The organism is Devosia sp. P3_B2 (genome assembly GCF_056402875.1).
Window position 1 is genome coordinate 1 of record NZ_JBFUGO010000017.1, and the last position, 12,821, is coordinate 12,821.

A 12,821-nucleotide genomic window follows, 5' to 3' on the forward strand; every position below is an offset into this window, starting at 1 on the left:
ATCAGGGCAAGAAAAGTGGCAATGAACCCTCGCCAGTCTGCGAGGAAGTCTGCGAGGCGGTAGATCAGTCGGCTGATGCGGCTAGATGTGGTTGTGGGCTTCATGGCGGCATCCACAACGTCCCTGACGCGATTTAGATGCTCCCGCGGAGCGTAATGATCGAACCAGCGTCGCTACACCGGGTGCACGCAGGCAGCAATTGCCCCGGCTCATTGGAGAGTGGCGGCGATGGTGATCGCGTTGCCGACGGAGTGTCAGAGTTTCTTAGCAGATGGTCGATTAAGTTCTGGTCCCGCATGCTGGGTGCTGTGATGCGTAAGACCTCCCATGCTGTTTCTGAGCAGTTGAGCCGGGTTCTCCTATTCGCCGTGGCGGCTGTGTCGTTGGCAGCGGTCAGTTTTGGCTGGTGGGCAGCCGACCAGATCGACAACGCTTCCGTTGCGCAGCAACGACGCTCCGTCACAGTCGGCCTGCAGGAAATCGCCGACCGCATCCCGGTCGAGCAGGATAGCTCGGCGATCTGGGACGATTCCGTGCTTAACCTTCGATCCGGCAATGAACCTTGGCTCGCTGAAAATCTCGCGGAATGGATGAGTGAGTATTTCGGGCACGACAAGGTCTACATACTAGACCGGACGGGACAGGTGGTGCGGGCGGTATGGCATGGCGAGCGCGTAGCCGATGCCAGCTACGACGCGGATCGTACGTTCATTGACCCTCTTGTGCAGCAGTTGCGGCATGACTTGGCCACGGCCGCGGGGCAGCAGGACTACCGGAATGCCGTTACCGGGCTTGGCACTATCGACAAGGTAGTTTTCCCCAGCGGCGACGTCGGCATCGTTAGCGTCCGACCGATCATCCCGTCCACCGATGCCGTGGAACAAGAGCCGGGCACCGAATTCCTGCATGTTTCGGTGCGCCTTGTCGACGAAACCTTGAGCCAAGCGATCGCGGTTAAGTATGCCATCGACAACCTCACGTTTTCGACGGATAGCGCTCTGACTGTGGGCTATGTTTCTGCACCGGTCCTCGACCAATCCGGCCGCATCTTGGGCTTCTTCAACTGGTCGCCTAACCGACCAGCCATGTCGTTGATCTGGCAGGTCGCACCGGCCCTTGTTGGTGCCTTCGGGCTTGGAGTCGTGCTGCTGCTGCTTTTGATGCGGCGGCTCAGCCGCACCTCGGCGCTGCTTGAGGCCAGCGAAGGCAACGCGACGTTTCTCGCCTTTCACGACGCTTTGACCCTGTTGCCCAACCGGGCACTTTTCGCCGACCGGCTTGGTCAGGCTATCGCCAACTGGCGGCATTCCGGCGCGCGCTTCGCCCTTCACGTCATCGACCTCGATCGGTTCAAGCACGTGAACGACACGCTGGGGCATCCGGCCGGAGATGAACTGATGCGACAGGTTGCTGCTCGCCTCAACGGCCTTGTCACCGACGTAGATACTGCGGCTCGCATTGGAGGGGACGAGTTCGCGATCGTGCAGTTGGATGTAAAGGACGTCGGCGCGGCGCTGGCGGTGAGTCAGAGGATCGTTGTGGAGCTTCAGCGCCCTTTCGACCTGATGGGACACGAGGCACTCATCGGCGCGAGTGTGGGCGTGACGCTCTCCGACGAGGGCACTGCAGATGCTGACGATCTACTGCGGCAGGCGGACGTCGCACTTTACGAGGCCAAGACGAGCGGGCGCGGTCGCTACCAGCTATTCGCCGGTGAACTGGACCTGGCTGTCCAGGAGCGTCGCACCATCGAACTCGACTTGCGGGCAGCGATAAACGGCGTGCCGGGCTTGGAACTTGTGTATCAACCGATCTACAGCGCCGACGGTGAGCAGATGCTGGGCGCGGAAGCGCTGGTCCGGTGGAACAGCCCGAGGCATGGTCGCCTGTCGCCGGCGATGTTCATTCCACTTGCCGAAGAGCGCGGCCTCATCGATCAACTCGGTCTATGGGTGCTGCAGGAGGCTTGCACCTTCGCTGCCAATTCATCGTTGCCATGGGTAGCCGTGAACGTCAGCCCCCAGCAGTTTCGCGCCGAGCGCTTCGCTGATCAGGTTCTGAGGGTTTTATCTGAGACCGGGCTCTCCCCGCGGCGCCTGGAGATCGAAATCACCGAGGGGCTGCTTCTCCAAAGCTCGCCTGAGGTCCAAGCTACCCTGAACCACCTCCGCGCGGCTGGAATCCGGGTTGCACTCGACGATTTCGGCACCGGCTACTCGTCTATCAGCTACCTGCGGACGCACGGAGTCGACAAACTGAAGATCGATCAGTCCTTTGTCGCCAAGCTCGGCAAGGACACGGAAATCGACAACATCGTCAAGTGCATCATCGGGCTGGCGAGCGCGATGCACATGAAGGTCACCGGTGAAGGCGTAGAGACGCCGGAGCAGTCACGTTTGCTTCGACAGATGGGCTGCGACCAGTTGCAAGGCTTCCTGCTGTCCCGGCCCGTCGCACCAGAGCGGCTCCTGGAACTCATCCCGCCAGCAGAAAACCCCCGGCGCTCTGCATAGCCCACTGAAGCTCACGGCGACCTAGCATAGACGGCCTGCTCGAAGCCGGGCTGCCCGCTCGCCGCGCCCGATACCTATCTCGTCCAATTCCAGAAGAACCGCGCTCGTGGACGGGATGTCCGCTTTGGGCCAGGAGCGGTCGTTGAACTCCCAGGCCGACGCTGGCACGGTCTGCGGACCTTGACCGATCGGGCGGACGCGAAATGCAAGTTCAGCCGAAGTCGTCTGTGTCGGATCGGTCAGCGCCCCAGACGGCGCGTCTGGCCGATGCTGCGTAACAAAGCCACGCCATGAATGCCACAGAGTTAGCAGCGGTTGAACGGCGCGGAGCTACGAAGCCCAGAGGTAATGCTGTAAGCAGATCTAGGCGGCAGCAGCCGTCCGACGGCTGCGATCTTTGCCCACGTGGCTGGCATCCTCAATCACGAAGATATCGACGATACGGTCGAGCTCGCTGGCCTGCGCTTCGGTCTGCTCGATCGCGGCATTGGTCTGTTCAACTAGCGCGGCATTATGTTGGGTCATTTCGTCCATCTGCCGTACCGCCGTCGTCACCTCCGAGATGGCACTCGCCTGCTCGCGGCCGGCCTTAGCTATCTCGTCAATCAGGGCGGCGTTGTCCCGCACCCCTTCGAGCATGGAGGCAAGCCGGTCCGCCGCTTCGCTCACCAGCCGAGACCCGCCGCTGACTTCGGTGGCCGACTGTTCAATTAGCGCCTTGACCTCCGAGGAAGCGCTGGCCGCCGACTGCGCTAGCCGGCGCACTTCCACTGCGACCACGGCAAATCCCTTGCCCGCATCACCGGCACGCGCCGCTTCGACCGATGCGTTGAGCGCCAGCAGGTTGGTTTGGAACGCGATGTCGTCGATGAGCCCGATGATGTTGGAAATCTTGCCCGACGAAGAGGATATCCGCTCCATCGCCGCATTGGCGTGGCGCATTACATCGCCAGTCTTCTCAGCCGTCTGCGACACCTCTCGAGCTTTGGTGCGCGCCGAGTCTGCCCGCTGCGCGTTATCAGTGACGGTCTGGGCCAGTTGCTCCATGGCTGCGGAGGTCTCTTCGATCGCTGCTGCCTGCTTAGTGGTGCGTTCGGCTAGGTCGTTGGCTCCCGACAGGATCTCGCCAGTCGCCGATTTCACCGCGCCGGAGGTGGTCCGCAGCTGGCCGATGATGTCGGTCAGCTTCTCGCCGACCGCGTTGGTGTCCATCTTGAGGCGGGCGAAGGCGCCCTTGTAGTCACCACGCACCCGGTGCGTGAGGTCGGTCTGGGCCAGCGCCGAAAGCACGCTGCCGGTCTCGGTGATGCCCCGATCGACGGTTGCGACAAGATTGTTGACCCCGGTCATGACGCCTCGAAGGTCGTCGTCGCGCAGGGTCAGCGCGATGCGTCGCGAGAATTCGCCATCGGCGGCAGCATCGACCACGTCAGCAAGTCCGGCGACCAGCGCATTCATCGCCTCGGTCCGTTCACGCGTCTGCCCGACACGGACCTGCTCGGCCAGGTCGAGTTCGCGCACCTTGATACCATTCTGCTTGAACACTTCGACCGCCGCCGCCATGGCACCGATCTCGTCGCCCCGTTCCTTGCCCGGTACATCCGTCTCGAGCCTGCCCTCGGCCAATTCTGCCATCGCCGCAGTCATGGCGACCAACGGCCTCGAAATGGCACGGGCGGTCAACAGAGAGGTGGTCGCGCCAAACACTATGCCCAGCACCAGCATCACCCATTCGGTGATCAGCAGCGTCGTTGTCGCCGACGAAGACGCGGCCGCGTCGGCTCGAAGCATGCCGGTCTGGTTGTCGACCATGCCGCCGGCCCGCGTGCCGTCGGCCTGCACCGGTCCGAGCAGGATGGTGAGCAACTGGTTGGCCCGCGGCGCCGCTTCGGCCACCAGCATGGCGATCGCCGGCTTGGTGTCGGCAGGATCGGTGATGGCTTCGACACCGGCTTGCGCTGCCTTGAACTCGTCGCGGATGGTTTTGAAGTCCCCCCAGGCGTCGATATTTTCCTGGTTCGTCCACCGCGCGGACAGCGCGTCCATCTCGACGCCTGCTCGTTCGATATCGGCCCAGTTCACGGCGCGATCGGTCTTGAAGCTGTCCTTGCCCGTGAGGATGTAGCCGCGCAGCGCCGCGAGCGAACCCTGGAGGCTCGCCGTAAGGCGCTCCGCGGTCAGTGCCGTCGGTGTTCGCAACGTGGCGATGCGCGCGCTGATGGTCTCGATATCGTTGACCTGCCACAGCGCCACGGAAACCGCGCTCACCAACAGCATCACGATGATGGCGAAACCGGCGTACAGCCGGTGTGAAATCTTCAAACTGCGGAAAAGTCGGCGCACCGTTTACCCCCCACGGTAAATGGCGACGGACGTGTTCGTCCCTCGGCCGGTGCTCGCACGCTCAAGTGCATGCTCCAGCCCACCTAGTATTACCGCGTAGGCAATAACCTAAGGTTAAGCATTTATTCGCTGGGCAAAAGGCAGCAGCCGACGGTGGGGGGTTCGGACCCAGGAGGTTCATGTTTGCCTGACTGGACACTGGCAGATTTCCAGAATGCTCAGCTTCCGAGACATGCTGAGACAGGATGACGACCTGCGGCAAAGGTATCAAAACCTCAAGCTGCAATTGGAAGCTGCGAACAAGCACGGCATCAAGGAATACCTCGTTGAAAAGGCACCGTTTATCGACGCAGCTGTTGGTTCCGCGCCGAGGACGCAATGACAGTGCCGAGGTCCGCTTTGCGCCAAAAGCGGTCGGTGAGAAAGCTGTTGGCGGCGGCTCTGCCATGACCAGTCGGATGCCGATGTCGGGAGCAGACGAGGTGCGCAACGCGGCCCGCTTCGCCGTTGGAGGCGATCAAACAAGGGACGGGAACTTCGGCAAACGAAAGAAGCATTAGCTGAGCTATCTGTGACGACGGCAGCAGTGCCCAATGAACGGTTGCGCGAGTGGATCGTTGGTGCATGAGATAGATGGGGCAAATCGACTGGAGCATCCATGGACGCCTTGCTCACAATCCTCAACATCGCCGGCGCTGTTTCCCTCCTCTTGTGGGGCACGCACATGGTCCAGACAGGGATGCAGCGGGCGTTTGGGCCGCGACTGACTGCCGTTCTGTCGAAGACACTGAGCAACCGAGTGCGCGCATTCTTCGCGGGCATCGGCGTCACGACCCTCCTGCAATCGAGTACCGCCACCGGTTTGATGGCGACGAGTTTTGCTGCCGGAGGGTTCGTGGCCCTGGTGCCGGCGATGGCGATCATGCTGGGGGCCAATGTCGGCACAGCGCTGATCGTGACAGTGCTATCGTTCAACGTCGTAGCGTTATCACCGCTACTGGTGCTGATCGGCGTGGTGCTGTTCCGTCGTGATGGCGGGGCGATGCCGCACGACCTGGGCCGAGTATTCATCGGGCTCGGGATAATGATCCTGGCGCTCCACCAGATGCTCATGATGCTTGAGCCACTCGCGCATTCGGTCGAGCTCGTCGGCATGCTCGGAGCGATCGCAGCTATACCGGTGCTGGCGATCGCGCTCGGCGCAGTGTCGGGGTGGCTCGCGCATTCCAGCGTGGCGGTGGTGCTGCTGGTGATGTCGCTCGCCGCTAGCCGGGTCATCGAACTTGAGCCGGCACTTATGCTGGTTGTCGGCGCCAATCTCGGAACGGCGCTCAACCCGCTCCTCGAAGCAACCGCCGGTGGTCCTGAGGCGAGGCGGCTGCCGCTCGCCAATCTCGGTAATCGCTTTCTTGGCGTCGCCTTGTCGTGGCTGCTGATCGGACCGATCCTAAATGGGCTCGTCGCGGCTGGCCTAGAGGGAGCTGCGGCCGTGGCAAGCTTTCACCTCGTCTTCAACCTGGTGTTGGCGCTGCTAACGCTGCCGTTCCTGACACCCCTATCGCGCCTGCTCGAGCGGCTGATCCCGGATCGGGTCGACCCAGCCGATCCCGGACAACCGCTCTATCTCGATCGTGCGGCCCGAGAGACGCCCATCGTGGCGATCGGAGGCGCTGCTCGTGAGGCGCTGCGATTGGCTGACGCCCTTGAAGCAATGCTCTCAGGAGCGCGAGAGGCACTGTCCAGCGGGGACCGCAAGCTGATTGCCGAGACTCGGGCCCGCGACGATGTGCTCGACAGCCTTAACATGGCGATCAAACGCTACCTCAGTGAGTTAGATCCAGAGGCGTTGAGTGAGAATGACCAGAGAAGGCTGCAGGCGATCCTGATGTTCGCGATGAACATGGAACAAGCAGGAGACGTTATCGACCGCAACTTGCTTCCGCATGCCACCAAGCGGCTGAAGCGCGGGCTGCTGCCTGACGCCGACAACGAGGCGGAGCTCATCGACATGATGGACCGCCTCATTGCCAATACCCGGACGGCAGCATCGCTACTTGTGACTGAGGATGCGCGAACTGCCCGCGGACTAGCAGAGGAAAAGCTCGCGTTCCGTCGCTCTGAGGCGCAGGCAACCACGACGCATTTTGCCCTGATGCGCGACGGGATCACCGCGGCATCTCAATCCAGCGCGCTGCATCTGGATCTGATCCGAGACATGAAGCTGGTGAACTCCCACATCGTGGCGGCCGCCGCTTATCCAATACTAGACAGCGTGGGCGAGCTGCTACCAACGCGCCTAGCTTCGCCGGCCGAATAAGCGAGCCGTGCACCGACGTCAGTGCAACCAGAGAACCCTGGTCATCGGTATCCCGGCTGACGCTTGAGTGACGGGCGACCAGGGCGTCACTGGGCCCGGTGTGCGGCGAGCCGACAGCCATTCAACCGGTCGAGAGCGCCATGTAGCCGGTGCCCCTCCAAGCGTAGGCGTCGACTGTCGATCCGGCCAAGAGCGCAGCGGTGGACGGCTAGATGTCGCCTGAGGTGGTTCCTCCGGCTTGATCCGGAGCCAGTGCTGCCGCTAGCGTGGCGGACATGTGCCACGCCTACTCTATCACCACCAATCTCGAAGCCCTGCGGCGGCTGCGATTCACCTTCGAGGTGGCGACAAATATCGGCAACCTGCCGCCGCAGACGGGGATCTATCCCGACATGCTGGCGCCGATCATCCGCAACGTGCCGGGCGGGTTCCGGGAACTGGTGAAAGTGCGCTGGGGAATGCCGAGTTCGTCCAGGGCACTCTTCCTGGCGGCTAGGGAGCGGGCGAGAAAAATCGCCGAGAAGCAGGGCCGCGACCTCAGCCAGGCCGAGCTCGACGAGCTGGTGCGGCTGGAGCCCGATCGCGGCACGCACAACGTGCGCAACACCGACAGCCTGCACTGGAAGCGGTGGCTGGCGCCGGAATTTCGCTGCATCGTACCGTTCACCAGCTTTGCCGAGTTCAGCAGCCAAACCGGCCCTGACGGCAAGAAGCGGGGCAACACATGGTTCGCCTTTGACGCTGATCGGCCGCTGGCCTACTTCGCCGGGATCGTGGCGCCGCAATGGACCAGCGTGCGCAAGACCTCCGAGGGGATGATCACTACGGATCTCTTCGCCTTCCTCACCACCGATCCGAACGATGTCGTGGCGCAGGCGAATCCCGACGCCATGCCAGTGATCCTCACCACGCCCGAAGAGATCGAGATTTGGATGACAGCGCCATGGGAGGAGGCCAAACTACTGCAGCGGCCACTGCCGCCCGGTGTGCTGCAGGTGGTTTCGGTCGGCCCGAAAGAGGACCCGCCGGAGCCGGTCGAAGAGCCGTCATTGTTCTGAGACCCTTTCGGTACGGTGGCTAAGGGTTGTGGTTCGAAAGGTTGTCAATGAGTTCTGATCCAGCGAATGCCGGGCTAAGACGGGCTGTCCTGATCGTGGCCCTGCTTAATCTGGCCTACTTTGGGATCGAGTTCGCAGTCGCCCTTTCGATAGGGTCGGTCTCACTCTTCGCCGACAGTGTCGATTTCCTTGAGGACGCTTCGGTAAACCTGCTGATCTTCTTCGCCCTGGCGTGGACGCCTATCACCCGTGCCCGCGTCGGAATGGTGCTCGCCGGGATCCTGCTGGCGCCGGCCCTGGCGCTCCTCTGGGCGCTGTGGGGGAAATTCACCAACCCGGTTCCACCCGAACCGTTTGCCTTGTCGCTGACAGGCGCGGGTGCGTTGACGGTCAACCTTGCCTGCGCCTTCATCCTTGCTCGGTTTAGGGCCCACAGCGGCAGCCTCACACGGGCAGCATTCTTGTCAGCTCGCAACGATGCCATTGCAAACGTGGCGATCATCCTGGCGGGACTGGTAACGGCCTACATCTGGCAGTCCGTGTGGCCTGACGTGATTGTCGGATTGGCGATTGCCGCGATGAACATCGATGCTGCTCGCGAGGTCTGGGAAGCCGCTCGAGGGGAGCACAAGGAAGCTGCTTAGCAGCAGCCAAGATCTATTCGCGCCGGTCGACCGAAGGGCCAGAACCGGACGCTGCTCTACCCTGCCCGGCGCAGCGGCACTGGCTCCGTAGCTCGCGGCCGCGGAGGTGTACTCCAGTACAGCGACACATGCCGGCTGCCGCAGCGAGGACAGCACATTTTCTGTTGCAGGCGTTCAATTGGGAATTCGTGACCCAGCCCGGCGACCAGGCTTTCGAGGTCGATCGAAAACGCCGTGATGCAGGGCTTCTTTGTCTTCAGCCCTTCGTGCCGCCCCTCGCATCGGAGGCCAAGGGTCCAGCCCGCATGGAGAGCAGCGCCAAGACTGCGGACCTCATTGGCAATGTACTTTCGGGCAAAATGGGCGGTGCAATCGACACCGGGATACTGCATCGCCTTCGGGCACTGGCCGGCCATAGCGACCAACCGGCACACATCGGCCAACGGCGGATTGCCGAACTTTCTGCGAAGTGACCCGACGCTGTATTCGCCGTGACGGCCGCAGGGGGTGCAGACAATCGTCAACTTGGGATGACGATAGTCGGAAAGGTAGCCGCTAAAGGGGTCGTCAGGCGCACTCATTTCCGATTGATACATCCGGGAACGGAATGAGAACAAGGATGGGCGCGCCCGGGACTCAAATTCCGCCTTGCCCGCACTACGTGTAAGCCCCTGCCGTCTGACAGCCCCGCAACATCTGGCATGGTTCAGGAAACGAAGGGCCTGCCTGGGAGCGCAGCCCGGAGGGTTCGTGGCTTTTCCCGATGGCCGCGATCGGCCCGAGCGCACGGCAATTCTCAGGCCGATGACTTCGCACTCCGGGTCCTGGACCCGGACCGTTTGCTGTGGGCTGGCTCACACCACCGGGGTCGCCAGCAACAACCAGGTGGCTCGTCAGCCTTTCGAGTCGAGCAGGGTTTTGGGGGACAGGAAAGGCCCGTGCGGCTTTAGTGGCCGCGTCCCCTTACCCGGCGCCGAACTTTGCGCAGGGTCCGGAGCGACGCATTTTCCGGATCCCGCGTTCGGGCCGTCCCAGCGGCCGCCGGAATTGATGCAGCAGGTCACGGGCTCCCCGTAACCAAATTTGATACAGTTGTCGTACTCTTCGATGTCCCACACCTGCTCGTAGCTGTCGTTGTTGCCCGCGCCCGAGACGATCGGCGGTGGTAGGACAACGGTGGCGGAGACGAGAACAGCTGTGAGGGCGCGGCGGAGGCCAAGTGACGTCATCTTTCTCTCCCATGTCGTGGCGACGCAGGAAACGTCGTCGATGGAGCGGATCTGACGCTATGTCGTGAATGGCCTCTGAGTGTAATACTATCACTTCCTAGGGTGGCGCGCGCGAGGCAATACGCACTGTCGCGTCTTACTTCTTCAGTCCGTGCCGCTGCTGGCGCCTACCGGCCGGTAGTGAAGCTTTCTCGGTGCGCCAGTCCCTGGCGCCATCTCCGGCACGACTTTTGACTGTGAAGCCCCGGAACGTCTTCCGGGGCTTCACAGTGCAGTTTACTTCACGAGACCCGCGGCCTTGCAGGACTCGTAGGTCAGCAGTGCCAGGTCGATGCTCTTGGTCGTCGCGGCATCGATCCCGGCGTCAGTCTCACCGGTGGTTGCATCAGCGCTCGGTGCAGCGTCGGTAGCAGTGTCGGTCGAGGCGGCACCGCCCTGGGCCTGCTTGGCAGCCAGCGTATCGCAGGCTGCCTGCACCTTTGGAAGATCCTCTGCCGAGACGGCGACGCCGCCCACCATAGTGCCACCGACGACGGCGCCCGTGGTCATGGAGCTGTCGTCGACGTAGATGGTGATCGATCCGTCGGCCTGATTATGAACAACGGCAACCACATCGCCGGCCTTCAGACCTTCGGCCTCGAGCTTGGTGACGATGACGGTGTTCGCCGTCACCGCGTCGCGCAAGGTGGTGAGGGCGGCAGCGTTCGTCGTCACGGCGGTCTTGAAGCTGTCCATGTTCCCGGAGGCGCTGGCCTCGAGCGCGGACACCTTGACGATGTTGATTTTCGCGGGATCGCTAACTGTGGCCAGATCCACAGTGCCGGAAGTTGCGAGATGCGCCGACAGCTCGTCGACGGAGTCGAGATCGGTACTGAGGGTGACGCCGGCCGTCGTCGACGTGGTTGCATCCTGGGCAACCGCCACGGCAGGCCATGCGAGCCCGGCGAGCAGCGAAACAAGCACAATCGTTTTCATGATTTTCTCCTCTTCATGCAAGCAGGTTGCGCTGTCGAAGAGTTGCCGCGCTTTACCGCTTGCGGCCCCAATAACTTCGCGTGACGAAGGAGGTTCCCGGCGGACGGGACGATCCTTGAAGGCAGAGGCCCCTCGCTTGTGTCAGATCGCGGCACCGATCTTAATGCGTACTCTGGAACACTAAACGCTCGGGGGAATTTCAGCGTCGGCTCACTGAACATCTCCCCGCCATCGCTTACTCGGTTCCGCCCAAGCGCGTCATGGATTGAGGAGCTGACTTAGCTCCTCATCGGCACGCATCTTGTCCGGGTTGTACGCCATGGTCTCAAGGTTGCCATTGGGCAACTGGACTGTCACGTCGTGCACGCCCAAGCTGTTGGGTTCTTCAGATATCCGCGTCGTCTTGGTTAGCACCCACAACCACTGATCCCGCTCGATAGGCAGCTTCGGTTTGGCCATTCATCGAACTCCGTCGTTACGGCCGCCGCGGCGGATTCAATGACGACGCTGAAAGAGGGTTCCCGCTAGGCGCCAACGGGAATTGGCTCCGCTGGGGCGGAAACCAAATGCGTCGGGAGAGGTTTATCCTTCCGTTGCTTAGAACCAAAGCAGGCGGCGGACGTCAGAGGATGGGAGATCGTCCAGGTTGCCACGATGAGGATCGCGCAAGTCGCTCCGCTGTTCGAAAGCGTGCCGCCCAAACTTTACGGTGGCACTGAACGCGTGGTCTCGTTCATAACCGAGGAACTGGTGCGCCGCGGCCATCAGGTGACGCTTTTCGCCAGTGGAGATTCGGTGACCTCTGCCGAGCTCGTCGCCGGCTCTCCAGCCTCGTTTCGGCTCGATCCTTCCCTTGGAATGGCCACTCCGGATCATCTGACTATGCTGGATCAGGTGATGAAACGAGCGGATGACTTCGACATCCTGCACTTCCACACCGACTTGCTGCATTTCCCTCTGGTTCGCCCCGTTCAGGGCCGGACACTGACCACGCTGCACGGCCAGATCGGCTACCGGGACCTCGAATGGTTCTACAACCATTTCGCGGACGTCCCGCTGGTGTCCATCTCCGACGATCAGAGGCGTCCCATCTCGCATCTCAACTGGGCAGGGACCGTCTACAACGGGCTCCCTCGTGATCTGCTGCAACAAGGCAGCGGCGAGGCGGGCTACCTCGCATTCCTGGGACGGATATCACCCGACAAGGGGCCCGATGCTGCCATCGAGATCGCCACCCGGGCCGGCCTGCCACTACGTATCGCGGCCAAAATCGACGTGATGGATCGGGAATACTGGAACAGCAGGATCGAGCCGCTCATCCGTACCAACCCTCACGTCGAATACATCGGCGAGGTCACGGAGCAGCAAAAGTCGGAGTTTCTGGGCAATGCCCTCGGACTGGTATTTCCCATTACCTGGCGCGAGCCCTTCGGCCTTGTAATGATCGAGGCCATGGCCTGCGGCACGCCGGTCGTCGCATACCGCAAGGGCTCGGTGCCGGAAGTCATCGAGGAAGGGGTCACTGGTTTTGTCGTTGATACCGCGGACGAGGCCGTCGAGGCTGTAAAACGTCTCAGGGCGCTTGACCGCGATGCAGTGCGCGCCGCGTTCGAACGACGCTTCACCGCCGACCGCATGGTGGACGGATACCTTCGCATCTACAACGAGTTGCTTGCCACGGCCATGCCCGCGGCCGCTCCGCACCACCTATCACAGCCTCGGCTACAATGAGGAGATCGCCC

At 62.1% G+C, this 12,821-nt stretch carries 11 protein-coding genes; 7 read left to right on the forward strand and 4 right to left on the reverse strand.

The window, feature by feature from the left end; translation table 11 throughout:
* The first annotated feature begins 311 nt into the window (after positions 1-311).
* Complete coding sequence (locus AC1DV8_RS21095; protein WP_477158790.1) at positions 312-2,513, forward strand: putative bifunctional diguanylate cyclase/phosphodiesterase; 2,202 nt, start codon at positions 312-314, stop codon at positions 2,511-2,513.
* A 363-nt stretch (positions 2,514-2,876) separates the two neighbouring features.
* Here AC1DV8_RS21095 and AC1DV8_RS21100 read toward each other — a convergent pair whose 3' ends face one another.
* Positions 2,877-4,856, reverse strand: coding sequence for a methyl-accepting chemotaxis protein (locus AC1DV8_RS21100; protein WP_477158791.1), 1,980 nt, complete (start codon positions 4,854-4,856; stop codon positions 2,877-2,879).
* Between the two features lie 124 nt (positions 4,857-4,980).
* On the opposite strand from AC1DV8_RS21100, the gene AC1DV8_RS21105 reads away from it, so the two are divergent.
* The 5 genes from AC1DV8_RS21105 (at position 4,981) to AC1DV8_RS21125 (ending at position 9,348) form a co-directional block, all read left to right on the forward strand.
* Complete coding sequence (locus AC1DV8_RS21105; protein WP_477158849.1) at positions 4,981-5,238, forward strand: GrpB family protein; 258 nt, start codon at positions 4,981-4,983, stop codon at positions 5,236-5,238.
* Between the two features lie 276 nt (positions 5,239-5,514).
* Positions 5,515-7,173, forward strand: coding sequence for a Na/Pi cotransporter family protein (locus tag AC1DV8_RS21110; protein WP_477158792.1), 1,659 nt, complete (start codon positions 5,515-5,517; stop codon positions 7,171-7,173).
* 275 nt (positions 7,174-7,448) lie between these two features.
* Positions 7,449-8,231, forward strand: coding sequence for an SOS response-associated peptidase family protein (locus tag AC1DV8_RS21115; RefSeq protein ID WP_477158793.1), 783 nt, complete (start codon positions 7,449-7,451; stop codon positions 8,229-8,231).
* A gap of 47 nt (positions 8,232-8,278) precedes the next feature.
* Complete coding sequence (locus AC1DV8_RS21120; protein ID WP_477158794.1) at positions 8,279-8,875, forward strand: cation efflux transmembrane domain-containing protein; 597 nt, start codon at positions 8,279-8,281, stop codon at positions 8,873-8,875.
* 128 nt (positions 8,876-9,003) lie between these two features.
* A complete protein-coding gene (locus AC1DV8_RS21125; RefSeq protein WP_477158795.1) occupies positions 9,004-9,348 on the forward strand; it encodes a hypothetical protein in 345 nt (114 codons plus the stop codon).
* Positions 9,349-9,768: 420 nt separating this feature from the next.
* Here the strand turns inward: AC1DV8_RS21125 and AC1DV8_RS21130 are convergent, their stop codons facing one another.
* From AC1DV8_RS21130 to AC1DV8_RS21140, 3 genes are all read right to left on the reverse strand, one after another.
* The gene (locus AC1DV8_RS21130) at positions 9,769-10,104 is read right to left on the reverse strand and encodes a hypothetical protein (RefSeq protein WP_477158796.1); all 336 of its coding nucleotides are present in this window, start codon (positions 10,102-10,104) and stop codon (positions 9,769-9,771) included.
* 276 nt (positions 10,105-10,380) lie between these two features.
* Entirely contained in the window at positions 10,381-11,079 is a 699-nt protein-coding gene (locus tag AC1DV8_RS21135; RefSeq protein ID WP_477158797.1) for a hypothetical protein, read from the reverse strand.
* Positions 11,080-11,337: 258 nt separating this feature from the next.
* The gene (locus AC1DV8_RS21140) at positions 11,338-11,538 is read right to left on the reverse strand and encodes a hypothetical protein (protein WP_477152357.1); all 201 of its coding nucleotides are present in this window, start codon (positions 11,536-11,538) and stop codon (positions 11,338-11,340) included.
* A gap of 195 nt (positions 11,539-11,733) precedes the next feature.
* On the opposite strand from AC1DV8_RS21140, the gene AC1DV8_RS21145 reads away from it, so the two are divergent.
* Positions 11,734-12,810, forward strand: coding sequence for a glycosyltransferase family 4 protein (locus tag AC1DV8_RS21145; protein ID WP_477158798.1), 1,077 nt, complete (start codon positions 11,734-11,736; stop codon positions 12,808-12,810).
* Positions 12,811-12,821: the final 11 nt, after the last annotated feature.

Excerpts from the sequence above, each read along its gene's own strand:
- AC1DV8_RS21095 (WP_477158790.1), top strand. The coding sequence starts at position 312 with ATGCGTAAGACCTCCCATGCTGTTTCTGAGCAGTTGAGCCGGGTTCTC.
- AC1DV8_RS21110 (WP_477158792.1), top strand. The coding sequence starts at position 5,515 with ATGGACGCCTTGCTCACAATCCTCAACATCGCCGGCGCTGTTTCCCTC.
- AC1DV8_RS21115 (WP_477158793.1), top strand. The coding sequence starts at position 7,449 with ATGTGCCACGCCTACTCTATCACCACCAATCTCGAAGCCCTGCGGCGG.
- AC1DV8_RS21120 (WP_477158794.1), top strand. The coding sequence starts at position 8,279 with ATGAGTTCTGATCCAGCGAATGCCGGGCTAAGACGGGCTGTCCTGATC.
- AC1DV8_RS21125 (WP_477158795.1), top strand. The coding sequence starts at position 9,004 with ATGCCGGCTGCCGCAGCGAGGACAGCACATTTTCTGTTGCAGGCGTTC.
- AC1DV8_RS21130 (WP_477158796.1), bottom strand. The coding sequence starts at position 10,104 with ATGACGTCACTTGGCCTCCGCCGCGCCCTCACAGCTGTTCTCGTCTCC.
- AC1DV8_RS21135 (WP_477158797.1), bottom strand. The coding sequence starts at position 11,079 with ATGAAAACGATTGTGCTTGTTTCGCTGCTCGCCGGGCTCGCATGGCCT.
- AC1DV8_RS21140 (WP_477152357.1), bottom strand. The coding sequence starts at position 11,538 with ATGGCCAAACCGAAGCTGCCTATCGAGCGGGATCAGTGGTTGTGGGTG.
- AC1DV8_RS21145 (WP_477158798.1), top strand. The coding sequence starts at position 11,734 with ATGAGGATCGCGCAAGTCGCTCCGCTGTTCGAAAGCGTGCCGCCCAAA.